The organism is Mucilaginibacter sp., from assembly GCF_965277465.1.
Classification (GTDB): domain Bacteria; phylum Bacteroidota; class Bacteroidia; order Sphingobacteriales; family Sphingobacteriaceae; genus Mucilaginibacter.
In genome coordinates, this window is the sequence record NZ_CBDICW010000002.1 from 1,541,014 (window position 1) to 1,567,144 (window position 26,131).

Below are 26,131 nucleotides of genomic sequence, written 5' to 3' on the forward strand. Positions count from 1 at the left end.
GCATCAGTGATATGACGCTGATCAAACAAAGTGATTTGGCAAAAATGGTATTTCAATCAGGATGTATCCTTAATAAGCTTTATTTATTCCATATTGATTTCAACGCTGAAATTTGCACGTTGTACAGGTTCAAATTGCCAGCACTACTTATGGTTAAATTATTATAGGGCGAATCGGGAAAAAATATACAGGTCATTACCGTTAGGCCACCGTCAGCAAATACTTCAACCGACGCTTTATCAACTACCAAGGTAAGGTTACTGGCTTTAGCCGTTGCTAAACGGGGTGCGGTAAATCTCCCGGAAAAATCTTTTTGAAAATCTGTTTTACCCGATTTTGTACGATCAATAAAATACTGTTCCTTTTGCTGGTCGTAACCAATCAATAGTTCTTCTCCTTTTTTGTTGGACAGCCTGATCGTATAATCCTTTAATTGAACCATATTTAATTTTAAGGTATACTGGCTGTTAAAGCCATTTATTTTGGTTGATAGGTCGACAACCTTATTTACAGATATACTTTTTAGCTGAATGGTTTTGGCGACAATATTTTTTAGCTCAGGAATAGGAGCTGATGCCAATACAATACCTTTTTTGCTTTCTTTCAAGCTTAATTCGCGGGGGATGGTCATTGCATTGCGCCATTTTTCGGTAGGTACCTGGTTGGCGTATTCCCAGTTGCTCATCCAGCCCAAAAATATCCTGCGCGTACCTGTATTGTTCCAGGTAATGCCGGCATATTCATCAGGCCCATAATCAAGCCACCGGGTTTGTGTATCCATCGCCGTGAATTTTTCGCCATCAAAATTGCCCACAAAGTATTGTGTTGCCGAGCCTCCGTTAGGCCCGCCAGGGTTTAAATTAACTATTAAAACCCAATAGGTTTTACCGTTTAATTTTAGTGGAAACAGATCCGGACATTCCCAAACGCCGCCATGAGCGCCCTGGGTTAAACCAAATTCACTTTCTTTTTTCCAGGTTTTTAAGTCGGGAGCGGAGTAAAAGGTAATATGATCTTTAGTGGCCAGCGTCATTACCCATTTCTTTTCTTTTGCATACCACATTACTTTAGGGTCGCGAAAATCACGGATGCCGGGGTTTTTCAGCACCGGGTTACCTTTATATTTAGTCCAGGTAGTGCCATTGTCAAGGCTGTAGGCCAGGCTTTCATTCTGAAAATTATCTTTTCCTTCTTTTTCTCCTTTAGGGTCGTGATGGGTAAATATGGCTACCAAGGGTATTTTACCATTTTTACCAAAGCCCGAAGTATTATTTGAATCTATGACGGCACTGCCCGAAAATATATAACCCAGGCTATCCGGAAATAAGGCCGTTGGTAACTGTTTCCAGTGGATAAGATCAGTGCTTTCTGCATGGCCCCAATGCATAGGCCCCCAAACAGTAGCGTTTGGATAATACTGAAAAAACAGGTGGTAAGTATGGTTGTAATACACCATACCGTTAGGGTCGTTCATCCAATGCGCTTGTGGCGAAAAATGGAACTGCGGCCTGTATTGATCTGTGTAAACGGAACTTTTATCCTGTGCTTTAAGGCCAATGACCAAAAAAAGACAGCAAGCTATTAAAAGTGCTTTTTTAATATTCATTTATTTATGGTTTAAATCCCAAACTTTTAAATTTTTAATCGTTGTTTTTCCATCCGAAAAAACAGAAAACCCGGTGGCACCGGCCTCGGGATATATCATTGTTGAAATTACCTTCTCGCCATTATTACCAATCACCTCAATCGACGATTTATCCAGCAATACCTGTATCTTAATAATCCCTTTCACTGGTTTCATTGGGGCAGTCTGCATTAAATTATCCGGCGATTTATTTTCTCTTTCTGCTGCTGTACAATCTACATAAAGCTCTTGTTTCTGCACATTATATCCAACAGTTATGCGTTTTGTAGATCCATTTTTTTCTGTAAGATAAAAACCTGCTTTAGTGGCATTCTTCAAGTCAAACTGCGCATCAATCCAGTTGGCATTACCATTAAATTGTGTTGGTGTTGAAAGTTTGATGTTTTGATTATTGAGGTGGATGTCTTTTTTTGAAAGGACTGCACCCTTTGCATATTGCGACAACGAGTTGCTAACAATAGCCGATGGTGTTTGAAAAAGTCTGAGCCCGTTTGCCGTAGTTTTTAGCGAAAGATCTCTCGGAATTGACATTTGCCCTTTCCACGGATAGGTTTCCGGTTTACCCGATTGCATCCAGCCCAACAAAATGGTTTTATTACCCGGGGCATTTCGCCAGGCTATTGCAGCATAAAAAGCATCGCCATAATCAACGGTTAGTTGCAGGCTTTCGGGATTGCTGTTTTTAAATGTAGTGCCATCAAAGTCACCTACAAAGTATTGCATCAATGGGCCATGATCTCCGCCGGATGATACCAAAAGCACCCATTTTATATGCTTTGGATCATTATCAACCACCAATGGTAATAATGAGGGGCATTCCCAGCCATTTTTTGTATAGCCTGCCGGACCAAAATCACTTAACTTATTCCAGTCTTTTAGATTTTTAGAACCATAAAACCTTATCATATGATCATCAACCATTGAAACGGCCATGATCCACTGCTTTGAGGGCGCGTACCAAAATACATTAGGATCGCGAAAATCCCTTTTGTTCAGATCAATTACAGGGTTGTTGCTATATTGTTTAAAAGACAAGCCATTATCATTGCTGTAGCCAATAAACTGTGATTCTTTTTTTTGCTTTGGCTGATCGGCAGTAAAAATGGCTACCAATGGTGCTTTTCCGTTTACACCAAAACCGCTGGTATTGTTTGTATCCAATACAGCCGATCCGGAATAGATCCATGTTGTAGTATCTTTAGTTATTACCTCGGGGATAGCAACGGGCAGGTTTTTCCAGTGTATTAAATCAACACTTGTTGCGTGGCCCCAGCTCATGTGCCCCCATTTATTTTCAAAAGGATTATGCTGATAGTATAACTGGAACGTCCCGTTCAAAAAAATCAATCCGTTTGGATCGTTTGTCCAGTTGGTTGGCGGGGTAAAATGATAGGCAGGGCGCCATTGTGGGGTGGCTACCTCTTTTTGCTGGCTAAATACTTTTACCGAAGGCATTAAAAGTAGCAGGAATAAGATTTTTTTACTCAACATTATTTTTGCTTTTAGGTATGATGAAACACGGAGAGCAGCAATATATAAAATAATGAACTGTTCGGTTAAGAACAGTTCATTATTAATTAGCCGTTACCAGCCGGTGTTTTGTTTATACAAGCCCTTGCTAAAGTTTATCTGGTTTAGTGGGATAGGTAAATATTCGTCGCGGTTTTTGGTGAAGTTGGCATCGGTTAGGTGTGAGGTACGGCCTTTTTCAACTGCAAAGTAGCTGTTTAAATAATCGGCAGCAATTCCCCAGCGCACAAGGTCAAAAAACCGGTAACCTTCCATTGCAAATTCAAGCCGGCGCTCAAACATCAGTGCCTGCATAGCGTAAGCATTTGTCCAGGTACAGTTTATGCCCGGTTTGTAAACATCCATATGATAGTTTGATGTGGTAGCTCCGTTTGCCTGTACCAATAAGGCGGTACTGTTTATGGCCCTTTGGCGTACCATATTTATTAAGGGAAGTGCCTGTGTTTCCTGCCCCATTTGTATCAGCGCTTCAGCCTTCATTAACAGCACATCCGAATAACGGATAACCTCCCAGTCTTTTGAACTCGACATAAAAGGAGGGAACCTTTTAAAGGTTGGATCGGTGTATGCAACCACTTCTTTCATACTTAACAAATTACCGTATGATTGTGGTGCGCGCGCCCATGATGCATTGTAAACAAGCCCTGTTTGGTATTTATAAGGATGGCCGGGTATGGCTACTGTGTGATCCAGGCGAGGATCAAAAGTTCCGGAGGTATAATCGCCTGATGGAACAACATCTGTATTATTAAAAGTAGTAAACTCAGGTAAGCCTGATGCATCTGTTTTAAAGGCATTTACCATATTGTCACTTGGTGAGTGAAAGCCGCAGCATCCGTACTCAACATCCATAGGGTAATTAAGGCAATGGCCAAAGTCAACACGGCCTGTTGGCGTACCATCATTTATAGAATACTCTATAGAAAACACTGATTCTTTGGAGTTACCGTATTGTGGTAAAAAGTTATCGGCATAATCAGCATTAAGACTATACTTTCCGGAGTTTATAACGCTGTCGCAATAAGTGTTTACCAGCGCAATTTTAGTTTTATCAACACCGGTTACATTGTTTTTGTCGTCTTGGGTATAAGCCTGGTATAAAAGTGTTTTAGCCAGGTAGGCCTGTGCCGATCCTTTGGTAGCCCTGCCGGCATCTGTTTGGTTTACCGGTAAGTTTGCTGCAGCAAAGCGGAAGTCGTTAGCAATGTTTGTCCACAACTGGTCGCTGGTTAAAGCTACGTTTGATATGGTATTGTATTTTGCTTTGGCTACTGTTTCATCAATCCAGGGCATTTGTTTAAAAAGTATTTTCAAAAGAAAATAAAAGTGTGCCCTTAAAAACCTTGCTTCAGCTTCCCGTTCAACTTTATTGGGATATTGCGCAACCGTTAATTGATTTATTAAGCCCAGCGCTGTATTTGCACGGCCAACACCTACATACAGGTTGTACCAGGTTGCATCCGAGTTTCCGTTATCAACCCTGTTTAATGAAAAAGTTTCATATTGATTAAACTCAGCAACATCACCGGGGCCACCACCGCCTTTGTAAGCATCGCCGCTGCGGATACTGCCATAAGCCCACATGCTGCTGTAAGGATAAGTATAATGATCATTACCCAATGATGAATATGCCGCAATTACCATTGCATCGGTATTGGCTGGTGTGTTAAGATCTGAAGTAGATATAACCCCCTGTGGTGTTGTATCCAGGTATTTTTTACAGGATGCTGCAAATACACAAAGTATTAATACCGCTATATATTTTAGATTTTTCATGTTGTTATTTTAAATTAGTAAGAAAAATTAACCCCTACAGTAGTAATTACAGGTATAGGATATGCATTTGCCGGGTTCTCCGGATCAGGTGCTGTATATGATGAGCTTTTGAACCTTAGCAGGTTGCTTGCCTGTATATATACAGTTGCACGCTGAAGTTTGATCTTTTTAAATGCATTTTTCAAATCATATGCTAATTGTATGTTCCTTAATTTAAGGTATGATCCGCTTTCAAGGAAATAGCTTGAATACCGGCCTTCGTTATTACGATCAACTAATGTAAGCGCCGGGATAGTTGAGTTTGGGTTTTGAGGTGTCCAGGCGTTTAAAACCCTGTTGCCCCAGTTTGAACCCGGTGCCAGCGAAGTAAAATCTGTAAGGTACTTGTAGTTATTATAAACTAAGCCACCCTGTACACCTTGAAAGAAGAATGTTAACGTGATGTCTTTATAGCCAATAGCTGTATTTAAGCCATAAGTAAAATTAGGATCAGAAGTCCCCAGGAATTTACGATCCTGATCATCAATTACCCCATCATTATTTAAATCGGCATACCTTATACGGCCTAAGCCTTTGCCCGGCTGCGTGGCCGAGTTATTAACCTCGGCCTGTGTGGTAAATAAACCCTGCGCTACATAACCAAATTCCGAATTGATGGAACGGCCTAAAATAGTTTGGGTAGTGCCGTTACCCGGATAACCGGTTAACACATTTTCGGGCAAATAGGTAACCTTATTGCGGTATGATGCAATGTTGCCGGTTACATTTAAGCTGATATCTTTAGTAATGGTTGAGTTGTAAGATAATAAAACTTCAAAGCCTTTATTTTTCATAGAGGCACCGTTAAACGTTTCGTTTCCACCTTCGCCCAATACAGCTATGTATGGCGGGGCATATAAAATGTTAGTGGTGTTTTTAAGGAAGTAATCAAACGAGCCGGTAAGCTTGTTATTAAACAAGCCGAAATCCAAACCATAGTTTGATTGGGTGGTAGTTTCCCACTTAACAGATGTATTGCCTGTTTGGATAGAGGTAAAACCTGATGGAAGTGTGCCTGAACCTTTGCCGCCAATGTCATAAGCGCTGCCGCTATCGCCGCTAAAAGGCTGGGCATTACCGTAAATTGATTGATAAAGCGAGTAATTGGCATTATTAGGAATGGTTTGATTTCCTGTTTTTCCCCATCCGTAACGTACTTTAAGATCTGAAATAAAAGGTAGGCTTTTTATAAAGTCTTCCTGGCTTATGCGCCAGCCTAATGATGCTGCCGGGAATACCGCATAACGGTTGTTTGAACCAAATTTTGATGATCCATCACGACGAACGGTTACCGATGCTAAATATTTATTATTGTAAGCATAGTTTACTTTACCAAAGTAGGATAGGAGGGCATCATTGCTGCCTGCACCGTTGGCCAGTATATTGGTGGTACCTGCACTTAAATAAGCATAGTCATAATTACTAAGTGCCAGTCCCTGGGCGCTTGCATTAAAGTTTTGATACTTATCCTTAATGTTTTCCTCGCCTAATAAAACATTGATCTTGTTTTTGCCGTAGGTAAGATCATAGGTTAACTGGTTTTGCCATCTTAAGGTTACGGCATAGTCAGATGACTGGCCTACCATATTGGCCGGATTTGATAAAAAGCCGGCTACATAAGGCAATTGAAGCGATCTGAAATAATTGCCTGCAAAATCTGCCGAAAAGGTGGTTCTGAAATGCAGCGTTGGCAATATGGTCAGATCAGCAAATGCATTACCGAATACCCTGCCAAAAGCATTAACATTTTGCTTGTTATCGTGTATTAAGCGTACAGGGTTGTCGCGGTCGTCCATACCGGCAACAGGGCCTCCCCATCCGCCGGTAACAGTATGTACCGGTATTATTGGGTTTTCAATTATTGATAATATGGTTATGCTGCTTGTGGGTAAAATAGGATCACGCATGTAGGTTGCAGAAATATTTTCGCCAATTTTAAGTTTACCGTTAAACAGGTTATAATCGCTGTTAAAACGGGCCGTATACTTGGTGTCTCTTGATTCTTTAATGATTCCCTTATTATCAAAGTAACCTAATGAAAAGAACGAACTTCCCTTTTCGCTCCCGTTAGAGATACTTAAATTGTACGATTGTAATAATGATGATTGTGATACCTCATTAAACCAGTTGGTATTTGCTGCCTTCATGGTATGTGCAGCATCTATATATTCAGGAATTATAACGTTGTTTAAAACCGGGTTGGTAAAGTTTTTATTCCAGTTGTAAGTATAGATTCCATTATTATTGGGGTCTGCACCATCATTTACGGCAGCGCGCCAATATGCTGCTCCATGCTGCTGGGTATTAAGCGGTGTTAATTTACTGGTATAATATTGCAGCGACGATGAAGCATCAAAATCAATGCGTTGCATGCCTTTTTTACCTCTTTTAGTGGTAACAATAATAACCCCTGCTGCTGCCCTTGTACCATAAATTGATGCTGAAGAAGCATCCCTTAATACCTGGATAGATTCAATGTCACTCTGGTTAATTTCCTGGAGCCCACGGGTTGAGGGTATACCATCAATAACATATAAAGGATCGTTATTACCTAAGGTAGTGGTACCACGTAGCCTTACAGTTACCGATCCGTTTGGAGATCCGTCTGATAAAATGGTTAAGCCCGGCACCCTGCCTTGTAAGGCTTTAATGGCGTTACCTTCCGGAATATCCTTTATATCATTTACATTAACTACTGTAACGGCGCCTGTAAGGTCCTTTTTGCGTTCAGAAGTGTAACCTGTTACAACAACTTCATTCAGTGCCGTGTTTTCAAGATCTAACTGCACATTTAATTTTAAGGTTGAGGCATTTACGGTTACGGTGTAAGGTTTTGCACCTATATAGGTAAACCTAATGGTTTGTCCGTCAAGCGCCTGCAGGCTAAACTTGCCTTTTTTATCAGTCGAAACAGCATTTTGTGTTTCAACTACAGCTACGGTTACTGCTTCGAGCGGGTTGTTGGCCTTATCAGTAACGGTGCCGGTAATTACCCGTGATTGGGCGTAGCCCCTTGCCGCCATTAGTAGCAGTAAGGAACAGATTAGTAATAGTTTTCTCATAATTTATAATGGTTGGTATATTGGTTTAAAATATTTGGTTTTTGAAATTGGTATATTCTGTTAAGTCATATTCGGGGCATCCTCCTTTCTTTGTAGCGATGAATGCACCCATAGCAACCGAATTTTTGATCGTGGTTTGCGGGTCATTCTTTAAATAATGATTGGCTATAAAGGCAGCTAAAAATGAATCGCCGCTGCCTATTGTGTCTTTAACTTTTACTTCGCTGCCCCAGGCATTATAAACCTTATCATCCTTATAGTACGAAGCACCAAACTCGCCTTTGGTAACAATAATTTCAGCAACTTTAAAATGCTGCTGGATAAACTTTATCTGCGCCGCTTCATTACTAAATGAGCCGCCAAATAACAATTGGGCCATTTCTAATTCGGCCTGGTTAAACTTTACAATGTCGGCCTTAAATAACAGGGCTTCCAGCAGGTCTTTTTTAACAAATGGCGGCCTCAGGTTAATGTCAAAAACTTTAATGGCATCATGTTCAAGCAATTCGAACAAAGTATCCCGCGAGGTATCGTTTCTGGATGAAAGGCTTCCATAAATTAAATAGTTAGCTGCACTAAGCTGGTCTGAAACATTTTTTGAATAGGTAATAAAATCCCAGGCAACAGGAAAAATAATATCGTAAGATACCTCGTTGCCATTATTCATTTTAGCAATAACCTCGCTGGTTGGATGCTCATTATCTGTTTGCAGCATATTGGGGTCAATACCCCAGCTATTGATTAATCTTGCCAGCTCTTCGCCATTCTGATCATTACCAATCCTGCTCATTATACTTGTACCTATGCCCAATTTATTAAGGTGATAGGCTACATTTAAAGGCGCACCACCTGGTTGCGGCCCATCTGGAAGCATATCCCAAAGTACTTCGCCGTAACATATTGCTGGTTTTGTAATTTCATTCGTCATCATAGTGGTATTAATGCATTACTATATTAGTTTCTATCTGCTCTAATGATCGGCCTTTGGTTTCAGGCATAAAGCGCCAAACAAAAATTAATTGCAGCACCATCATGGTACCGAAAAAGGAGAAGGTAACGGCCCCGCCAAGTGTTTCGGCCAGGTAAGGAAAGCTGAAAGCAATGATGGCCGCCATAACCCAATGGGTCGAACTGCCTAATGTTTGTCCTTTTGCCCTAACTTGGTTTGGGAATATTTCGGAGATAAACACCCAGATAACCGCGCCCTGCGAAAAGGCAAAGAATGCGATAAACACCATCATGTAGATAGGAATGGCAAAACCATTAAAATTGCCCGAGTAAAAAGTATAGGCAACCAAAAAAAGCGAAACTATTAACCCAAAAGAACCTATAAGCATTAAAACTCTTCTGCCAACTTTGTCAATTACGTTAATAGCTAAAAGCGTAAAAACAAAGTTTATAGTGCCTATACCTACGGTTGATAAAAGTGAAGAGTGCGCACCAAGCCCGGCCATTTCAAATATGCGGGGTGCATAATAAATTATTGCGTTTATACCCGATACCTGGTTAAAAAATGCAAACATCATTGCTAAAACAACAGGCGTTTTATACTGGCCCGAAAATAAACTTTCGTTGTTTACAGTTTTGCTGCTTTCCAGCTTTGAGTTTTGGATAGACACCAGCTCGTCTTTATAGTTTAAGGGGTTGATGATCTGTAATATATCAAGCGCACGCTTGGTTTCTCCTTTTTTGAGGATAAGCCAGCGGGGGCTTTCAGGGATAAAACGGATAAGAATCAAAAAGATAAGGGCCGGTACGGCTTGCACACCCAACATAAGTCGCCATGAGGTATCTCCTAACTGGCTGATAAGGTAATTGGATAGATAAGAGATAAGTATACCCAATACTACGTTGAACTGAAACAATCCAACAAGCCTTCCACGGCGGTCGGCAGGTGATACTTCTGATATATAGATAGGGGCGGTAACTGATGATGCGCCAACGCCAAGGCCTCCTAAAAAGCGGAAGGCTAAAAAGAAATACCAGTTATCGGCAAATGCTGTTCCTAACGAAGATAGGAGGTAAGCTATAGCTACAAAGTAAAGGGTGTTTTTTCTGCCGAACCTGTCTGAAGGGCGTGAACCAAGTATGGAACCCACCACAGTTCCTATTAAAGCAATAGAAATGGTTAGGCCATGTTCAAAAACTGAAAGCTGCCAGAATTGTTGGATAGATTTTTCGGCGCCTGATATTACGGCGGTATCAAAGCCAAACAGAAAGCCACCCAGGGCTACAACCATGGACCAGGCCATGACAGAATTTTTTCTCATAAAAAGGAATTGGTAATAATTGGTTTACTGATCGCAAAGTATCCCTTATTAGCAGGCAGGGGTTATTGATTTTATTTCAATTTCCTCTAAAATTTAAACATTTTATAAGTACTTGTATATCAGTATTTTAACATTTAATATTAATTGTACTTAAAGTCGATCTATAATTATGTTACCACAAATCTTTGATCAGGTTACATTTAATCATTCACTTGATAAGGCCTCCGAGGTTGCAAATTTGTATAAATGGAATCTTTATGCATAAATTTGAGTTGTAAGCCTTTTTTACCAATTATATTCCGGCTAAAAACAAAATCCAGATACCAGAAGTATGCGTTATCGTGCATTTTTATTGAGTAAATTTTTAATTGTCTTTTTAATTGCGATAGTTGCAAGCAGTTGCAAGGAAGCAAAAAGAAAAACAGCCTTTACTATCGGTTTTTCGCAATGCACAGGTTCAGATCTGTGGCGTAAAACCATGCTGGATGAAATGAGGACAGAATTATCACTCAATCCTGGTGCTACTTTTATATATAAAGATGCCGGTGGAAACAGTAACGTGCAAAAAAGCCAGGTTACACAAATGCTTAATGATGGTATTGATATTTTGATCATATCGCCCAATGAAGCGCAGCCACTCACCTCAATTGTTGAGGATGCCTATAATAAAGGTATCCCTGTTATAGTAATTGACAGGAAAACAGCATCGCCTTTATATACAGCCTACGTTGGGGCCAATAATTACGAATTAGGTAAAATGGCCGGCCAGTACGTAGGTTCATTAACTAATAAACCGATTAATATTTTAGAAGTAATGGGCCTTCCCGGCTCCTCGCCGGCCATTGAACGCGATCGTGGGTTTAATGAAGGAGTAAGTAAGTTTACCAACGCACATATCACCACAAAAATATATGGCGACTGGCTGAAACAAAATGCCGAAAATGAGCTGTTGAAAGTAAAAGATCAGCTAAAAACTACCGATATAATATTTGCGCATAATGATGTAATGGCATCCGGTGTGCGGGAGGTGCTTAAAAAGCTGAATATTAGTAAAAATATAAAAATAATTGGGGTTGATGCTTTGCCGGGTGCCAATGGTGGTTTGCAAATGGTTAATGATAAAGTAATATATGCCAGCCTTGTATATCCTACCGGCGGAAAGGAAGCTATTACTACCGCGTTCAGGATCCTTAATAAAGAGTCGTTTTCGCGAGAAAATATCCTGCAATCATTAGTTATTGATTCAACCAATGTACAGTTAATGAAGATGCAGTGGAACAGGATCAATAGCCAGCAGGGTGATATTCTAAAACAACAAGCATTGCTGGAGGAGCAGCATTCAATTTATAAAAGCCAGCAGATTATATTAAACATCATTGTTATATCGTTGGTTTTGGCAGTGGTATTTGGTGGTTTAGCTTTTTATTCGTTAATGGATAACAGGAAGATCAATAAGAGCCTTGAAACCAAAAATGATGAAATATTGCTGCAGCGTAATCAGCTGATAGAGATGTCTGCAAAAGCAGAAGTAGCAACCGAAGCCCGTTTAAACTTCTTCACCAATGTATCTCACGAGTTCCGAACACCATTAACACTCATGTTATCTCCTTTGCAGGATATGATCAACAATGATAAAGTAATGGGTACCGCAGGCCGCAATATCAATATGGTGCATCAAAATGCTTACAGACTGCTTAAATTGGTTAACCAGTTAATTGACTATCGTAAAATAGAATTTGATAAACAAACCCTTAAAGCCTCCGAAAATAATTTGGTAGCATTTGTAAGGGATATTATGGAGAGTTTCCGTTTATATGCACAGAAACTGAATATACAACTTTTGTTAACTACCACTGATAAAGAAATAAAGGTTTGGTTTGATGCAGATATGCTTGATAAGGTGTTTTTCAACCTGCTATCAAATGCCATTAAGTTTAGTACGGAGCAGGGAAAGATAAAAATTCATATCCATCAGGAAGATAATAATTACGTCCATATTGATATTGAGGATAATGGGATAGGTATGTCGCAGGAGGATACAGCCCTGGTGTTTGATCAGTTTTACCAGGCCGATAATGCACCTATTATGGGCTCGGGCATTGGCCTTTCGCTATCAAAGGAGATTGTATTGCTTCATCACGGCCATATTGAAGTTAAGAGCCAGAAATGGAAGGGTACAACATTCTCAGTTTCATTACCGCTTGGAGAAAAGCATTTGGACGTTACAGAAAAAACAGGCCATAAAAATGACTGGCCCGATATGAAGGAAAGATCGAAAATATACCTATCAGATTTTGCCAATATAAACCAGGAGAGCCAGAAAGATGTTTTTGTACAGCCTAAAGAGTATTCTATATTAATAGTAGAAGACAATGCTGATCTTTTGCATTATTTAATTGAAAAATTCAGTACTGAGTTTGAAGTACACTCAGCAAGCAATGGTGATACCGCAATAGTAAAAGCTTATGAGTGTGTGCCTGACCTGATTCTTTCAGACGTGGTTTTGCCGGGCATATCGGGCAAAACGTTATCCGAAAAATTAAAGTCTGACGTGAAAACTTCTCATATCCCTATCATTCTGCTTACAGCACAGGGAAGCATTGAGCACCAGATTTCGGGTGTTAAAGCCATGGCCGATCTTTACATTACCAAGCCCTTTAACTTTGATTACCTGATGGCCAGTGTGCAAAACCTGATCAAAAACAGATCACTTTTAAAAGAACACTTTACAAGCGATATAAGCACAGCCGAAAAGCTGCCGCTGTCAAAATCACTGGATAAAAAATTTCTGAATGATTTTGCCGGTATAGTAGAACAGAATTTATCAAATGATAAATTTAATGTGGATGATATTTGTAAAATTATAGGGGTATCAAGAGTGCAGCTTTACCGAAAGGTGAAGGCATTACTGGGCTGCAGTATTACTGATTATATATTAAACAGGCGGTTAAAAAAAGCTACCTACCTGTTAAATAATGAAAGCCTTACCATTGCAGAAATTACCTATCAGGTTGGATTCTCAAACCCTAATTATTTCTCAACCGTATTTAAAGCTAAATATGCCTGCACCCCAAGCGAATTTAAACGGAAACAACATCTGTAAATTAAAAGCCCCAGGGCAGCACCTCTTCTAAAAAGCTTAGTATATGGCCATACGGATTGGATATATATTAATTAAGCCAAAGCCGTTGAAAGCTGCCATCAGCATCATAATTGGCTGCCTGTTTGGTAATATTGAAGTAGCGGTTAGCCCGCGGGTCATTTCCTACTCCGGCAAGGTAGGCCCAGTTCCCCCAGTTATTGCAAACATCATAATCAACTAATTGCTGCTCAAAATAGGCCGCACCGTAACGCCAGTCCAGTTTTAAATCATTACATAAATAACTGGCCACATTTTGCCTGCCCCTGTTGCTCATAAAGCCGGTGAGTTTAAGTTCAATCATATTTGCATCAATAAATGGTATCCCTGTTTGGCCGTTGATCCATTTATTTAATTCTGCGTCAAACTTTTCAGGATTGGTTGCTTTAGGTTGTTGGGTAGCTGACCTTGAAAAATAGCGCACCCCATTTTTTTCCATGCAAAAACCAAAATAGTCCCTCCAAAGCAATTCGAAGATCAGCCAGTAAGTAGAGTCATTAGCTCCGTATAAAGCTTCATAGGCTTTTACTTCAGTATATATCTCTTTTGCAGAAATGCAGCCCAAAGCCAGCCATGCAGAAAATTTGGAAGAATATCCTTCGCCAACCATCCCATTGCGCGTTTCTTTATAGGTTGACAGCCCTTTAGTTTGGTAAAAATAATGCTGTAAACGCTGGTGGGCCGCTTCCGCGCCACCTTTAAACTGAATAGCAGCGCGCGAATCGATCATTATATCTCCTGAAATTAATTCATCTAAAAGAGTTAAATTTAGTGCTGCAACCGGTGGTGATGCGATGGTGGATGGCTTCGGGAATACCGGCCTTATAATAACGGTTTTTTCTGTTCGTTTTCTAAACTCGGTAAATACATCCGGTAACTGGCTGATTGTAAACGGGATGTCGGACGAGTGCAAAAGATTCCGGCATTCAAAATTCAAAAGAGGGCAATTCAGTTTTAACAGTTCCGCCTCAACTTTTAGGGCTGTGCTCAATTCCTCAGGTGCTACTTCTTTTTCAGCATAAACGCTTTGCGCGCCTTGCTCTTTCGCGAGGCGGAATATTTCCTTTTCAGGTATTCCATTTAATAATAACAATCCCGATCCTGCTTTGCGCAGATCAGTATCCAGCTGCTGCAAGCTTTCTTTCAGAAATTTCAGTCTGAAGCCCCCTGCTTTTTTAAACCCGAGCTTTGTTGTTTGAAAAAGATGATCGTCGAGGCAGTAAAATGGGATCACTTCATCATTCTCTGCAATCGCCCTAAACAAACATTCGTTATCGCTCAGGCGGAGGTTTGTTTTAAACCATATTAAGGCAATTTTTTTTGTTTGCATAGTGTATAAATTAGTGAAAATATTTATTGCGCAGGTATGCTGACTACTTCCTGTTAAACACAAAGCGTATGGGAATAAATCCCACACGCTTATCAAAAATGGATTGGCTATTAAATAGTTTTAAATTTACAGCGTAACTACTATTATTTTACAACCGTAGCGCCGGCTACAGCTACCTCGTGATCGTCTTCAACTGTACTACCAGAAACGCCGATAGCACCGATAACATCACCTTCGGTATTCTTAATTACTACACCACCGGGGAAAGTAATGAGGCCACCGTTTGAATGCTCAATATTATATAGCGGCTTGCCTGGCTGTACCAGCGGGCTTAATGCGGCGGTGTCCATAGTAAACCAGGCGGCGGTTTTTGCCTTTTTGAAAGAAATATCAACCGAGCCTAACCAGGCTCCGTCCATTCGTGCAAATGCCACCAGGTTACTACCTGCATCTACTATGCAAATATCCATCTTCGTGTTAATCTCGGCTGCTTTAATTTTGGCTGCGTTTATTGCCGCTTCTGCTTGTGCTAATGTTATGTTCATCTGTGTTTTAATGATTATTTAATAGCTAAAAGGTCTACTTTTTCAATGATAGGATCTTTGGCTAAAAGTTCTGATGCGTTGGCCATTAAGGCTTCAGCAATTTTGCCATCCAAATGGGCTTGCCTGCCTTCTTCAGTTTCAAAGGTGTCGAATATGCCAAAGGTTGACGGGCCTAATTGCAGGGCGTACCATCTAACGGTATCCGGTTCTGCTTCAGCTAATGGTAAGGCGCTTTTTAAAAATGCCAGTACTTCCTGTTCTTTTCCGGGTTTGGCTTCTACCCGTGCTAATAATGCGAATTTTTCCATAATGATGTTTTTTTTGGTATTGCAAAGTAAACATCATCACATCATAACGGTGTTAAAACGAGGTTCAAAAACTTACGAAAAAGGTTCAATTTTCCGTCACCTTACTTGGGCTTTTGCCAAATTGCGCCTTGTAAGCGGTACTGAAATGAGAAAGATTCTTATATCCGGAGCTGTTTACCAGTTCGGAGGGTTTCATTTTTCCTGATTCTAATAATTGCTTTGACCGCTCAAGTCTTTTAGTTTTAAACCAGTTACCCGGCGTTTTTCCATAAACTTCTACAAAATGCCTTTTAAATGTAGATAAACTCATGTTACATAAAAAGGCAAGTTCTTCGGTACGGAGGTTAGTGTATCTATTAGCCTCGATTGTATTCTTAAACGATAGGTCGCTATCATTTTGAAGCGTGTTTAATAAGAACGGAAGCATTGTTTCCTTATACCTGTCAAGCAGATAGATCATGATCTCCTCAAATTTTACTTCCAGTAATTCCCTTGAAAGTGCCTGATGAAGTTTAAAATGAACAGAAAGTGAATTAATAAATGCTTTTACAAAATCGTCTTGCTCTATGGTAAAGTAGGCTTTTTGTGTATCCACACCTTTTATCGGCGGGCTGATCAATTCCTTTTTTAATAACAGGTTGGTGAGTTTCGCTTTGGAGAAAAAAATCAGGATACTCTTATAATCTTCAGAACCGTAGCCCTTTTCCGTCATAAGGTAATTACCCTGCGCTATCATAAGGGCTTTGGTATTATCCAGCTGGATGGCAGAATCGGCAAAATTAATAACCTTTTGCCCCTGTATCAAAAAACTAATCACGTATTGATTAATAGTCACCTTGCTGCGGTTCATGATATCTTTAATATCATAGTTGTATACCGAGAGGTCGCCGGCATCTTCACCGAATAGATTTTGTGGCAATTTCGTCATTGGACTAAATACGTAATTTGTACAAATATAGTAAACCACACTAATGGTTTATTTATATACTTCGGTTTGGCAGCCTACAGCAATTTTTAACTTGTCAATTTTTCACATGTGATTTTGATAAGGTAAAATTGATCAAAAATTCAAAAAAGGTTAAGGATCTTATAATCCCTCATTTTCTTGTTTTTTTTGATTTATCCATACTTTTTATGAGCGGCATAAAACCACTTGTATTATTTAAAATTAGCCAACACTTTTCTTTTGATCTGCATAAAGCGTATGGTAAAGTTTATTAGGCTTAAGATAAATTATATTTTTCTGAAAGTCCAGCACAGTATTAAATCGTTTTAAGACATCTGTTCCTAAAAAATGGATATTCGCACCCCGGAGCGGTTTGTTCTGCCCGATAAGTTGTGCCGGAATATTATACAGTTTAAATTTACCAAGTGTCAACTTTTCCAGGTTTGCAGTAACCACGGGAATTTCATTGCCTTTAGTCCCGTGCATAATCACTTTTTTGATAACTTTCATATCCGAAACCGGAAATTGTGATGCCTTCAGCAGGTCGTTATCTAACATGGCTGTTCTTTGATAACCCAAATCAAAAAGAAACCAATTCTTAACTTTGCTGTTGCTTTGCGATATTTCTCCCTGGATGAATGGTTTGTTTTTAATATACCGAATCTTGAATTTTGAATACGCATGGTCGTGTAATATCTGCTTAGGTATTTTAGAATGAATTATCATCCTGTTATGGTCGTAATCAAGTTCCACAATCATTCCATCAAAATTATCCCATCCTACCAGTCCGTCCGTTTCGTTCCCTGCAAGCCGGATGTCATAAATTTTGCTTTTATACATCCGGGCTCCGATCTTTAAATTATAAAAAGTGCTGTAGAGCTTGGGATTAGACTTGATTTTTTCCTTAAGCGCATCTTCTGTAAACGATACTTCTGTCGCTCCGGTATCAAAATTCATACTAAGTGTATCTGTATTGTTGAAAAAGACCGGAAAAAAGTTGGTGTTGTATTTATTAACAAAGAAAGGGATGGTATCATGTATTTTTGCTACCAAATGACTGAAGTTTTTTACCTCCGGGCTTTGGATACGTGTAAGGCAGGTGTCTTTGCCATTCAGTAAAACAATAAAATCTTTATGCTGTCCAGGTTTAAGTTTGAAGCTAATGGAATCAAGATTGGTTTTAAATTTTATTAATGAAGTTTTGACAAGTTTTTCTGTAATGTGAACATCCACTTTTATTTGGGGGTTTATCGTCCAATTGTACGCCGGATCTTCCTGTTCATAAATCTTTGCTTGTGTGGAGGAAGCATTGATAACAGGCATTTTGTTTTGGGCATTACTTTGTATTATATTTAAAATTAAAATTAGCGTGAATAAGCGTTTCATGTCAGGTGTTTCAAATCTGGATTTGTAAAGGTAATATCAAGAGTGCTTATTGTGCCATCTGTAGAAGATTGTTTTTAATCAAAAAGCTTAGGAGAAAAACATTTAGGTTAGGCTAACTTCTTCATAAATAAGGGCCTTGGATTTTCTGCACAAGTAATGCACAATGTCATCAAGAAAAAATGCAATTATTTAATATGGAATTTAATGCCTAATCAAACGGCTATCAAATACTATTATAACAAAAAAGCCTCATACATTTTGTACAAGGCTTTCGTTGCTTTTGGGTTGCGGAGAGCTAGGGATTCGAACCCCAGGAACCTTTCACAGTTCAACAGTTTTCAAGACTGCCGCAATCGACCACTCTGCCAGCTCTCCGGGGACAAAAGTACAAAAGCTGGCCTAATTGGCAAATTTGATGTTAAACTTTTTTTATTATTTAGTTAAGCAATTGATTGCTTGCTGATTGTAATTGATAAAACAAGCTTTTTTTAATAAAAATAGGTTGTTTTTGCTTCTTTTTACCTTGATTTGGTTAGTTGAGCAGCTAAAAATCTGCGTAAAAACGCAGATTTTTGTTAATTTATTGTGTTTTGGCGGAAGGAATTAAACATTGGCTTTACAATTTTGATATTCCTTTTTGAATAATCAATGCTTGCGTTAAGTTCAAAGCCTATCAGCAGGATTAGTGAGTTTAAATAAAGCCATAGCATTAATATAATAAGTGTGCCTATGGAGCCGTAAACTTTATTGTATGACGAAAAGTGATTAATATAATAGCTAAAGCCCATCGATGTTAAAATAGCAAGGATAGTTGCCATAATAGAACCGGTACTTAAAAAACTCCATTTTTGCTTGTTTGCAGGCCCGTAGCGGTATAATAAAGATATGGTTACAAAGAATATGGCAATTACAATTATCCAGCGCGAAAAGGCTATCATATAGATCCAGAAGTTACTCTTGCCATCAATATGTGATTTCAGGAAGCCGATCAGTGATTCACCGGCCGTCATGATGGTTAGTGCGATCAGTAAAGAGGTACTGATTACCAGGGTTAATATCAGCGCTATGCCGCGCCTTTTTAGCCAGGTTCTTTTTTCTATCACTAATGATGACCGGTTAAAGGCCTGCATCAGGTTGCTGATACCGTTTGTGGCAAAGTATAATGCCGATACAAATCCGATAGATAATAACTTACCGTTCTGGTGCCTTACTATATCCTCAATAGTAGCCTGGAAGGCCATATAAGCGTTGTAGGGTAATATGGTTGACAGTATGTTGAGCAATTGGCCCTGAAAGTTTTTTATGTGGATATAGGGGATAAGCGTAAATAAAAAAATAGTCCCCGGAAAAAAGGCCAGCATAAAATTAAATGCCAGCGATGAAGCCCTGTTTAACAATGTGCGCTGCTGAATTTCGTGCGCAAAAAAAGCGATGACGTTAAATAGCGGCAGGGGATCAAAACCCGGCAGGATATATGATTTTGACCAGGTAATAAAACTTTGGTAAAACTTAAAACGAAGTAAAAAACGATGTGTCCAGGTCATTTGAGTCAAAATTACTCAAAATATGGTTTTAATTTATCACGAAACTCTTGCGATGGCAGGCAGGGGCGGTTAGTTTTCATATTAATAAACACCAATAAGGTTTCCCCGGTGTTTATAAGTTCCTGTTTTTCATTGTAAAGCTCATACTTGAAATGGATCTTTATCCGCGGCATTTCTTCCATAATAACCCTGATAGTTATTTCCTCGTCGTAAAGTGCAGGTTTCAGGTATTTACAGTTCAGCTCCAAAACAGGCATCATAATACCTGATGCCTCCATGCCACTATAGGTAAGCCCAAGGCTCCGTAGCATCTCTACACGGCCAACCTCATAAAACTGGGCATAATTACCATAGTACATATAGCCCATTTGGTCGGTTTCACCATAGCGTACCCTTAACTTGGTGGAGTGCTCAAACATTATCTTTTAATGTTTCGTTCGTTAAGCGCCTGTTGAAATTTATGCGCATTTATTAAATGGTCGGCCATATTGGTAGCAAAAGCATGGTTTCCCGAAAAATCGGCTTTGGCACACATATATAGATAATCACTCTTTTGGTAATCCAATACGGCATTTACCGCGTTTACAGATGGCATCATGATTGGGCCCGGAGGCAAACCTGTATGCAGGTAAGTATTATACGGCGAATTGATAGAGAGATATTTATTCAATACCCTTTTTATGGTATAATCATTCTCAGCAAAAATAATAGTTGGGTCAGCTTCTAACTTCATACCTTTTTTTAGGCGGTTAAGATACAAGCCTGCAATTGCGGGCATCTCTTCATCATGCAGGGCTTCCGCATCAACTATTGATGCCAGGATAGATACTTTAATAGGATCAAGATTAAGAGCTTCTGCTTTTTGCTTACGCTCAGGCGTCCAGAATTTTTCGTAATTGGCATACATCCGCTTAAAAAGTTTTTCGGGCGATGTGTTCCAGTACATCTGGTAGGAGTTAGGCATAAACATGGTGTAAACATTGTCTGTTGTAAAACCATATTGCTGTACATAACTGGCAGAATCAAGCAGGCGGATAATGGAAGTTGAATCAGGCTCTAATTTTTTTGCAACAAAACCCGCAAACTGCTCCTTTAACCTTAAATTATGAAATGCAAGTGTAACTGGCGCCTGTGTACCTGATGCCAGCATGTTAATGAGCTTGCGGTTACTCATTCCTTCGTGCAGGTGATAACGCCCCGGTTTTACACGCGTGGTGTAATTCATATTTTGAGCGGCCCAATAAAATGTTGAAGTATCTTTTACTATACCCTCATCCTGAATGGTTTTATACACATCCTCAAACTTAGCGCCGGTGTGTATATATAAATATTCCTGCTTGCCGGTAACATTGGCACTGAAATATTTGAGGTAATAGTTTAAGCCTGTAAATCCAAGTGCTATAATAATTATGATCACCAGGGCTACTATAAACTTTTTTAAAGTTCCGCCTGATGATTTTTTCTCTGTTGTCATTTCTTATAATATTTTATCGTTTCAGTTTTTGCAGGGCCAATAGCCCGCCCTTTAAATTAAGCACTTGCTGGTATCCGTTTTCAATCAATAAGGTTTGCGCCGTTTCACTTCTTAATCCGGCTTTGCATACAACAATAATTTCGTCGGTTTTGTTATACCCTAATGCTGCAATGCTTTCCTTCAGTTTTGGTAATGGTATGTTTTTACCGCCAATGTTATAGGTATGATATTCTATCAGTTCCCTAACGTCCAGCAAATTTAAGTTTTCTCCATTATTTAAACGGGTTAATAATTCCTGGCCGTTAATTGTTGGGTACATCTGTTTTTTTACCTTGTGAAACCGTAAGGTTTATGCGTGTGCCATTGCTGGTTTTTGATAGCGAGTCGGTTTTCATGGGTGATTGTGCCACTACCACCATACTTGTTGAATCGGTAATTTGTCCCTGGTAAGTTATGGTACCCAAGGTGAGCCCGCCATTTTTAATCACGAATTTAGCAGCATCAAGATCCTGGTTAACCAGATCCGGAATTTCAACCTCGCTGGCACCTTCGCCATTTCCCAATACCAGATCAATACGTGATCCCTGCGGAATCTTGGTTCCGGCTTTAATAGGTTGCCCGGCAAAGCGCATTTCAAGTATGCGGTCGCGCGCTATATCTGATTTATAAGTAGTATCGCCAACCTTTAAGCCGAAGTTTGAAAGTGTTGCAACTGCTTCGCGGTAAGTATAAGGTTCAAGATCAGGAAGGGCAACGGGTGGCGCAAGCCGGGTAATTACTGTTAAATATATCGTCCTGTTTTCTTTTACATTAGTTCCGGCATCAGGATCCTGCTCAACTACCGAGCCCGGTGGCTGGTCAAGCACATAAACAGAATCAATTTTATATTCAAAGCCCTGATCTTTCAAAATACTCATGGCTTTTTCAACCGAAAGTCCTTTTAATTGCGGTACGGGGATACCTTCGCCGTGCCTGGTATAAAAACCTAAACTAAAAAAAACGATCAGCACAACAATAATAATTGAGCCGATGGCCAGTATTGCATTGAGGCGGAACTGTTTAGTTTTTAAATAAGCCCAAAATTTACTCATTTGTATTTATAAGGATATTCATAGTGAAATAGTAATCAAACATAGGGAAAATTTCGGATTTCATATATTATACCTGTCCCATTTAGCTCAACATTCAATAACGGTGTACAAACCCATTTATTTGATAAGTTGTTTTATCCGTACTCTTTCTGTACCTGTTTTTTATGTATCCCGGCATCATATTATAGCAACGAATATTTGATAAATGATAACCTTGCGTTAATAATTCAATCAATTATCATCGCCATAAAATTAAAATTGTTTGAATTTTACAAGTATTGGTTTGAAGTTTACAACCGCTTGCCTCCTTTTATGAAGCATCTTTGTATTACAAACCAATAAATGAAAAGCATGAAAAAAGTATGGTACGTAACCGGTGCATCAAAAGGCTTAGGCCTGGCACTGGTAAAAAAGTTACTGAGCGAGGGGTATAGGGTGGCAGCAACTTCACGATCTGCCGAAACATTGAAAAAACAAGTAGGGCCTTATAATGAAGACCTGTTTTTACCACTCGAGGTTGATCTGACAAGCAATGAATCTATTGAACGTTCAATACAGCAGGCCAACAGTGTATTTGGTGGTATTGATGTAGTGGTTAACAATGCAGGTTATGGTATAGGCGGCACTGTTGAAGAACTATCTGAAAAAGAAATTAATGATAGCTTTAATATCAACGTTTTTGCAACCATCAACGTGATCAGGAACGTTTTACCTTTAATGCGCGCAAAAAGATCAGGCTATATCATCAACATAGCATCTATTGCGGGTTTTGCTCCGGCTACCGGCTGGGCCATGTATGGTGCTACCAAGTTTGCAGTAGTAGGCCTTTCAGAAGTTTTGGCCGGGGATGTAAAGGATTTAGGTATTAAAGTAACGGTGGTTGCCCCGGGAGCTTTCCGTACTGAATTTTTATCTCACGATTCGCTGGTGCTGCCTGAGAATAAAATTGAAGATTATAAATCAGTAAGGGTATCACATGCCAGGTATTTAACCATGAACGGGCAGCAGGCCGGCGATCCGGAAAGGGCGGCAGAGATTTTTATCCATTTAGCTGAAATTCCTGAACCACCCGTGCGTTTATTTATGGGTACAGATGCTTACAACAGGGCAAAAGCAAAAATTGATGCACTTGATGATGAGTTAGAGAAGTGGAAGGACCTTTCGTTCATCACTGATTTTTCCGGATAATAAGCAGGCTTTAAAAGTTCAAGCTTGTATTATGCAGATGGGCTAAATTGTGGCTCCATCTTTACAATATAATAGTTATATGTTTTAATTTTACAATATGGCTGATATAGAATCGATAGAGGATTTTTATAAACAGAAGTTTAACTGGATGCCCAATGATCTGCAAAAGGATATTGGCCATTTTAATGTTTTTAATACCGAGGAGTATACCGTTACCGGTAAAGCACCTATTAAATACAGTAGGCGCGACTTTTACAAAGTATCATTGATACGCGGCGAGCATTTGCTTCATTATGCTGATAAAAGCTTTGAAATTTCGGGTACAACACTGTTGTTCTTTAACCCATTGGTGCCCTATAAATTTGAGCATGTTTGCGAAACACATTCGGGCTATTTCTGTATTTTTAAGGAAGCCTTTTTTACTGATCATATCCGTACCAATATCAGGGATCTGCCTATGTTCGGGGCTGGTGGAAAAGCTGCATTTCAGCTTGATGATGCTTCAGATAAGCAGGTTAGCGATATTTTTAAAAAAATGCAGCAGGAGATTGCAACTGATTATCCCTTTAAGTACGATCTGATCCGCAGTTACCTGATGGAAATTGTGCACCATGCGCTAAAAATGCAGCCATCAGAAAGTTTGTACCAGTATGCTGATGCCAACGCCCGCATAACAGCCGTATTTACTGATCTGCTGGAAAGGCAGTTTCCCATTGAATCAGTAAGCCAGCAATTTAAATTACGGTCTGCCAGGGATTTTGCCGATCGGCTGAGCGTGCATGTAAATCACCTCAACCGTGCTATCAGGCTAACTACAGGAAAAACAACCACCAGTTTAATATTTGAGCGCCTGGTAAGCGAAGCTAAAGCCTTGTTAAAGCATACCAACTGGAACATTGCCGAAATAAGTTATTGCCTTGGCTTTGAAGAGCCTGGTCACTTTAATCATTTCTTTAAAAAGCAAACTAATACCACGCCATCATCATTCAGGCTGCCAACAGGGGCAAGGTAGGCGCTGTGCCCTACATATTGTAACAAATTACGCAGCACGGTATCTAAACCAAAACCTTCCTGATGCTGCATTTTGTAGAATTTAAGAAATTTTATGGCGATTACCCGGCCGTAACAATTGATAACCTAACAGTTGAGCCTGGTATTTACTGGATAAAAGGTGTAAACGGATCGGGGAAAAGTACCTTGCTTAAATCCATAGCCGGGATATTGGCCTTTAAAGGCGATATTTTATTAAACGACACTATCAGCATAAAAAAACAACCGGTGGCCTACCGTAAGCTGGTTAATTTTGCCGAGGCTGAGCCGTTATTCCCTGAATTTTTAACCGGCAAGGAAATGATCAGCCTGTTTGCATCAGCCAAGGATGCCGGGTCAGGGCAGGAGCAGTACTTTATTGAAAGCATGAAAATGCAAAGCTTTGTGGATAGGCCTATAGGAACCTATTCGAGCGGGATGCTTAAAAAGCTTTCGCTGGTATTGGCTTTTATGGGTAACCCTAAACTGATCCTGCTTGATGAACCGCTGATCACAATTGATACTGAATCGCTCAAAATTTTATACAGCTGGATAAGACAGCAGCACAGCGAAAAAGGCGTAAGCTTTATGCTCTCATCCCACCAGTCGCTTGATCCCGACGAGATATTGGGCGCCGGCGAACTGTTGGTAGCTAACCAAACGCTTCAATTTAATAGTTAATGCAGCAAGCGCTGACCAATATATTGGTAAAGGTATTTGCCCGGGGCTTTTATAAAGTGCATTCGGGCTTGCTTATATTTCTGTTTGTGATACTTATCGGCTATTGTTTTTTTATCAATACCGCCGGGGATGTAAAACTTTTAGCGCCGGGTAAAGAAACCTATTTCCATTTTATTATCCTGCTTAATTTTGTGAGTAGCCCCGGTTTAATGATCCTGTTTTTTATAGCTTGGCTCATTTACACCATAAAAAGCTGGTACTACGTATCCGCACAGCTATCGATTGCCGATAACCAGTTTTTGTATTACAGCAGCACAGCATCGGGTAGGGCTAAACAGTTTAAAAGCTGGTTTTATATGCAGCTGATAATCAGCTTACCTTTTGTATGTTATGCTTTGCTGGCATCAGTAATCGGGTTGTTTTTTCAGCATTATATAATGATAACATGTATTTTGCTGTTTGCTTTGCTGCTGATAGCCATAAGCGCCCTGTTATATGTGAAACTGATCAATAACCTCGTGAAGAATAAGGGCAGAGGGTGGGTTTTAGTCATTAGCGCTTATTGGCGCAAACCTTATTTCAGCCTGTTTATTTATTACATGTTTGATAAGCTGAAGATCACTTACCTTTTATCTAAATTCTTGTCATATGTAATCATTATCGGGGTAGTGTTTTCTTTTGCAGATGTGCGTACCGACATAAGGGTTGCCGCGCTAACTGTTTTAGGAATAGTAATGGCCCACGCAATACTCATCTATCAGCAGCATAAATTTGAACTTACTTATTTGGGTATTTCGCGTAACCTACCTTATGGCATTGGGCGTATTTATAGGCAACATGTGCTTACTTATTTGTTATTATTACTTCCGGAGGGCATTTGGCTCTTTGCTGATTTTAATCCGCTAAAGGCTGCTGGCTTATTGATTTTGGCTTTAAGTATAATCATGCTGTTCCATTGTCTGTTTTACTATATTGGTTTGGCCATGAATAAATACCTGCCCTGGATCTTTGTATTGTTTTTTGCTTTGTCGCTTACTATTCTTTTTGGACTGATGTGGCTGCTGATCCCGGTATGCTTAGTCGCATCATTCAGTGTGTTTTATTTAAATTATTATAAAGCCGAATTAAGTTTATCCTGATCAGGTTAC

At 39.6% G+C, this 26,131-nt stretch carries 21 protein-coding genes and 1 tRNA gene; 5 read left to right on the forward strand and 17 right to left on the reverse strand.

Annotated features, from left to right (window positions below):
• Nucleotides 1-79: 79 nt before the first annotated feature.
• The 6 genes from ACQY4U_RS19150 to ACQY4U_RS19175 all read right to left on the reverse strand — a co-directional run bounded on the left by ACQY4U_RS19150 (nt 80) and on the right by ACQY4U_RS19175 (nt 10,304).
• Nucleotides 80-1,606 (reverse strand): glycoside hydrolase family 32 protein, encoded by a 1,527-nt coding sequence (locus ACQY4U_RS19150; RefSeq protein ID WP_428331064.1) that lies wholly within the window; start codon nt 1,604-1,606, stop codon nt 80-82.
• Nucleotides 1,607-3,136, reverse strand: coding sequence for a glycoside hydrolase family 32 protein (locus tag ACQY4U_RS19155; RefSeq protein WP_428331065.1), 1,530 nt, complete (start codon nt 3,134-3,136; stop codon nt 1,607-1,609).
• Between the two features lie 93 nt (nt 3,137-3,229).
• The gene (locus ACQY4U_RS19160; RefSeq protein WP_428331066.1) at nt 3,230-4,951 is read right to left on the reverse strand and encodes a RagB/SusD family nutrient uptake outer membrane protein; all 1,722 of its coding nucleotides are present in this window, start codon (nt 4,949-4,951) and stop codon (nt 3,230-3,232) included.
• Nucleotides 4,952-4,965: 14 nt separating this feature from the next.
• Nucleotides 4,966-8,052, reverse strand: a complete 3,087-nt coding sequence (locus ACQY4U_RS19165; RefSeq protein ID WP_428331067.1) for a SusC/RagA family TonB-linked outer membrane protein — start codon at nt 8,050-8,052, stop codon at nt 4,966-4,968.
• 25 nt (nt 8,053-8,077) lie between these two features.
• On the reverse strand, nt 8,078-8,983 hold the full coding sequence (locus ACQY4U_RS19170) for a carbohydrate kinase family protein (RefSeq protein ID WP_428331068.1): 906 nt from the start codon (nt 8,981-8,983) through the stop codon (nt 8,078-8,080).
• A 7-nt stretch (nt 8,984-8,990) separates the two neighbouring features.
• The gene (locus ACQY4U_RS19175) at nt 8,991-10,304 is read right to left on the reverse strand and encodes a sugar porter family MFS transporter (protein ID WP_428331069.1); all 1,314 of its coding nucleotides are present in this window, start codon (nt 10,302-10,304) and stop codon (nt 8,991-8,993) included.
• 370 nt (nt 10,305-10,674) lie between these two features.
• Here ACQY4U_RS19175 and ACQY4U_RS19180 point away from each other — a divergent pair, with 370 nt between their 5' ends.
• Nucleotides 10,675-13,425, forward strand: coding sequence for a substrate-binding domain-containing protein (locus ACQY4U_RS19180; protein ID WP_428331070.1), 2,751 nt, complete (start codon nt 10,675-10,677; stop codon nt 13,423-13,425).
• A 67-nt stretch (nt 13,426-13,492) separates the two neighbouring features.
• Here the strand turns inward: ACQY4U_RS19180 and ACQY4U_RS19185 are convergent, their stop codons facing one another.
• From ACQY4U_RS19185 to ACQY4U_RS19235, 11 genes are all read right to left on the reverse strand, one after another.
• On the reverse strand, nt 13,493-14,791 hold the full coding sequence (locus ACQY4U_RS19185; RefSeq protein WP_428331071.1) for a DASH family cryptochrome: 1,299 nt from the start codon (nt 14,789-14,791) through the stop codon (nt 13,493-13,495).
• A 143-nt stretch (nt 14,792-14,934) separates the two neighbouring features.
• Nucleotides 14,935-15,336 carry a GlcG/HbpS family heme-binding protein gene (locus ACQY4U_RS19190; RefSeq protein WP_428331072.1) on the reverse strand — a complete coding sequence of 134 codons (402 nt, stop codon included), beginning with the start codon at nt 15,334-15,336 and terminating at the stop codon, nt 14,935-14,937.
• A 14-nt stretch (nt 15,337-15,350) separates the two neighbouring features.
• On the reverse strand, nt 15,351-15,644 hold the full coding sequence (locus ACQY4U_RS19195; RefSeq protein ID WP_428331073.1) for a putative quinol monooxygenase: 294 nt from the start codon (nt 15,642-15,644) through the stop codon (nt 15,351-15,353).
• A gap of 85 nt (nt 15,645-15,729) precedes the next feature.
• On the reverse strand, nt 15,730-16,572 hold the full coding sequence (locus tag ACQY4U_RS19200) for a helix-turn-helix domain-containing protein (protein WP_428331074.1): 843 nt from the start codon (nt 16,570-16,572) through the stop codon (nt 15,730-15,732).
• A 240-nt stretch (nt 16,573-16,812) separates the two neighbouring features.
• Nucleotides 16,813-17,976, reverse strand: a complete 1,164-nt coding sequence (locus ACQY4U_RS19205) for a hypothetical protein (protein ID WP_428331075.1) — start codon at nt 17,974-17,976, stop codon at nt 16,813-16,815.
• A 288-nt stretch (nt 17,977-18,264) separates the two neighbouring features.
• A tRNA-Ser gene (locus tag ACQY4U_RS19210) sits at nt 18,265-18,351 on the reverse strand.
• A 200-nt stretch (nt 18,352-18,551) separates the two neighbouring features.
• Nucleotides 18,552-19,520 (reverse strand): YihY/virulence factor BrkB family protein, encoded by a 969-nt coding sequence (locus ACQY4U_RS19215; RefSeq protein ID WP_428331076.1) that lies wholly within the window; start codon nt 19,518-19,520, stop codon nt 18,552-18,554.
• Nucleotides 19,521-19,531: 11 nt separating this feature from the next.
• Nucleotides 19,532-19,939: an acyl-CoA thioesterase gene (locus tag ACQY4U_RS19220; protein WP_428331077.1), complete on the reverse strand. Its 408-nt coding sequence runs from the start codon at nt 19,937-19,939 to the stop codon at nt 19,532-19,534.
• A complete protein-coding gene (gene mltG, locus ACQY4U_RS19225; protein WP_428331078.1) occupies nt 19,939-20,994 on the reverse strand; it encodes an endolytic transglycosylase MltG in 1,056 nt (351 codons plus the stop codon). Before mltG ends, ACQY4U_RS19220 begins: the two co-directional genes overlap by 1 nt.
• 13 nt (nt 20,995-21,007) lie before the next feature.
• Nucleotides 21,008-21,313 (reverse strand): rhodanese-like domain-containing protein, encoded by a 306-nt coding sequence (locus ACQY4U_RS19230; RefSeq protein ID WP_428331079.1) that lies wholly within the window; start codon nt 21,311-21,313, stop codon nt 21,008-21,010.
• Nucleotides 21,297-22,085 (reverse strand): PASTA domain-containing protein, encoded by a 789-nt coding sequence (locus ACQY4U_RS19235; protein WP_428331080.1) that lies wholly within the window; start codon nt 22,083-22,085, stop codon nt 21,297-21,299. The genes ACQY4U_RS19230 and ACQY4U_RS19235 overlap by 17 nt, the downstream gene beginning before the upstream one ends.
• Before the next feature lie 342 nt (nt 22,086-22,427).
• Between ACQY4U_RS19235 and ACQY4U_RS19240 the strand changes: the two genes are divergently transcribed.
• The 4 genes from ACQY4U_RS19240 (at nt 22,428) to ACQY4U_RS19255 (ending at nt 26,122) form a co-directional block, all read left to right on the forward strand.
• The gene (locus ACQY4U_RS19240; protein WP_428331081.1) at nt 22,428-23,273 is read left to right on the forward strand and encodes an SDR family NAD(P)-dependent oxidoreductase; all 846 of its coding nucleotides are present in this window, start codon (nt 22,428-22,430) and stop codon (nt 23,271-23,273) included.
• Nucleotides 23,274-23,370: 97 nt separating this feature from the next.
• A complete protein-coding gene (locus ACQY4U_RS19245) occupies nt 23,371-24,285 on the forward strand; it encodes a helix-turn-helix domain-containing protein (RefSeq protein WP_428331082.1) in 915 nt (304 codons plus the stop codon).
• 62 nt (nt 24,286-24,347) lie between these two features.
• Nucleotides 24,348-24,983, forward strand: a complete 636-nt coding sequence (locus ACQY4U_RS19250; protein WP_428331083.1) for an ABC transporter ATP-binding protein — start codon at nt 24,348-24,350, stop codon at nt 24,981-24,983.
• Nucleotides 24,983-26,122: a hypothetical protein gene (locus tag ACQY4U_RS19255; protein WP_428331084.1), complete on the forward strand. Its 1,140-nt coding sequence runs from the start codon at nt 24,983-24,985 to the stop codon at nt 26,120-26,122. The genes ACQY4U_RS19250 and ACQY4U_RS19255 overlap by 1 nt, the downstream gene beginning before the upstream one ends.
• The last annotated feature ends 9 nt before the right edge of the window (nt 26,123-26,131 follow it).

What these genes read in the sequence shown, in the direction of transcription:
- ACQY4U_RS19220 (WP_428331077.1), bottom strand. Translation starts at nt 19,939, where the DNA reads ATGTTTGAGCACTCCACCAAGTTAAGGGTACGCTATGGTGAAACCGAC.
- ACQY4U_RS19150 (WP_428331064.1), bottom strand. Translation starts at nt 1,606, where the DNA reads ATGAATATTAAAAAAGCACTTTTAATAGCTTGCTGTCTTTTTTTGGTC.
- mltG (WP_428331078.1), bottom strand. Translation starts at nt 20,994, where the DNA reads ATGACAACAGAGAAAAAATCATCAGGCGGAACTTTAAAAAAGTTTATA.
- ACQY4U_RS19250 (WP_428331083.1), top strand. Translation starts at nt 24,348, where the DNA reads ATGCTGCATTTTGTAGAATTTAAGAAATTTTATGGCGATTACCCGGCC.
- ACQY4U_RS19195 (WP_428331073.1), bottom strand. Translation starts at nt 15,644, where the DNA reads ATGGAAAAATTCGCATTATTAGCACGGGTAGAAGCCAAACCCGGAAAA.
- ACQY4U_RS19205 (WP_428331075.1), bottom strand. Translation starts at nt 17,976, where the DNA reads ATGAAACGCTTATTCACGCTAATTTTAATTTTAAATATAATACAAAGT.
- ACQY4U_RS19200 (WP_428331074.1), bottom strand. Translation starts at nt 16,572, where the DNA reads ATGACGAAATTGCCACAAAATCTATTCGGTGAAGATGCCGGCGACCTC.
- ACQY4U_RS19255 (WP_428331084.1), top strand. Translation starts at nt 24,983, where the DNA reads ATGCAGCAAGCGCTGACCAATATATTGGTAAAGGTATTTGCCCGGGGC.
- ACQY4U_RS19175 (WP_428331069.1), bottom strand. Translation starts at nt 10,304, where the DNA reads ATGGCCTGGTCCATGGTTGTAGCCCTGGGTGGCTTTCTGTTTGGCTTT.
- ACQY4U_RS19215 (WP_428331076.1), bottom strand. Translation starts at nt 19,520, where the DNA reads ATGACCTGGACACATCGTTTTTTACTTCGTTTTAAGTTTTACCAAAGT.
- ACQY4U_RS19160 (WP_428331066.1), bottom strand. Translation starts at nt 4,951, where the DNA reads ATGAAAAATCTAAAATATATAGCGGTATTAATACTTTGTGTATTTGCA.
- ACQY4U_RS19190 (WP_428331072.1), bottom strand. Translation starts at nt 15,336, where the DNA reads ATGAACATAACATTAGCACAAGCAGAAGCGGCAATAAACGCAGCCAAA.
- ACQY4U_RS19165 (WP_428331067.1), bottom strand. Translation starts at nt 8,052, where the DNA reads ATGAGAAAACTATTACTAATCTGTTCCTTACTGCTACTAATGGCGGCA.
- ACQY4U_RS19185 (WP_428331071.1), bottom strand. Translation starts at nt 14,791, where the DNA reads ATGCAAACAAAAAAAATTGCCTTAATATGGTTTAAAACAAACCTCCGC.
- ACQY4U_RS19170 (WP_428331068.1), bottom strand. Translation starts at nt 8,983, where the DNA reads ATGATGACGAATGAAATTACAAAACCAGCAATATGTTACGGCGAAGTA.
- ACQY4U_RS19155 (WP_428331065.1), bottom strand. Translation starts at nt 3,136, where the DNA reads ATGTTGAGTAAAAAAATCTTATTCCTGCTACTTTTAATGCCTTCGGTA.
- ACQY4U_RS19230 (WP_428331079.1), bottom strand. Translation starts at nt 21,313, where the DNA reads ATGTACCCAACAATTAACGGCCAGGAATTATTAACCCGTTTAAATAAT.
- ACQY4U_RS19235 (WP_428331080.1), bottom strand. Translation starts at nt 22,085, where the DNA reads ATGAGTAAATTTTGGGCTTATTTAAAAACTAAACAGTTCCGCCTCAAT.
- ACQY4U_RS19245 (WP_428331082.1), top strand. Translation starts at nt 23,371, where the DNA reads ATGGCTGATATAGAATCGATAGAGGATTTTTATAAACAGAAGTTTAAC.
- ACQY4U_RS19240 (WP_428331081.1), top strand. Translation starts at nt 22,428, where the DNA reads ATGAAAAGCATGAAAAAAGTATGGTACGTAACCGGTGCATCAAAAGGC.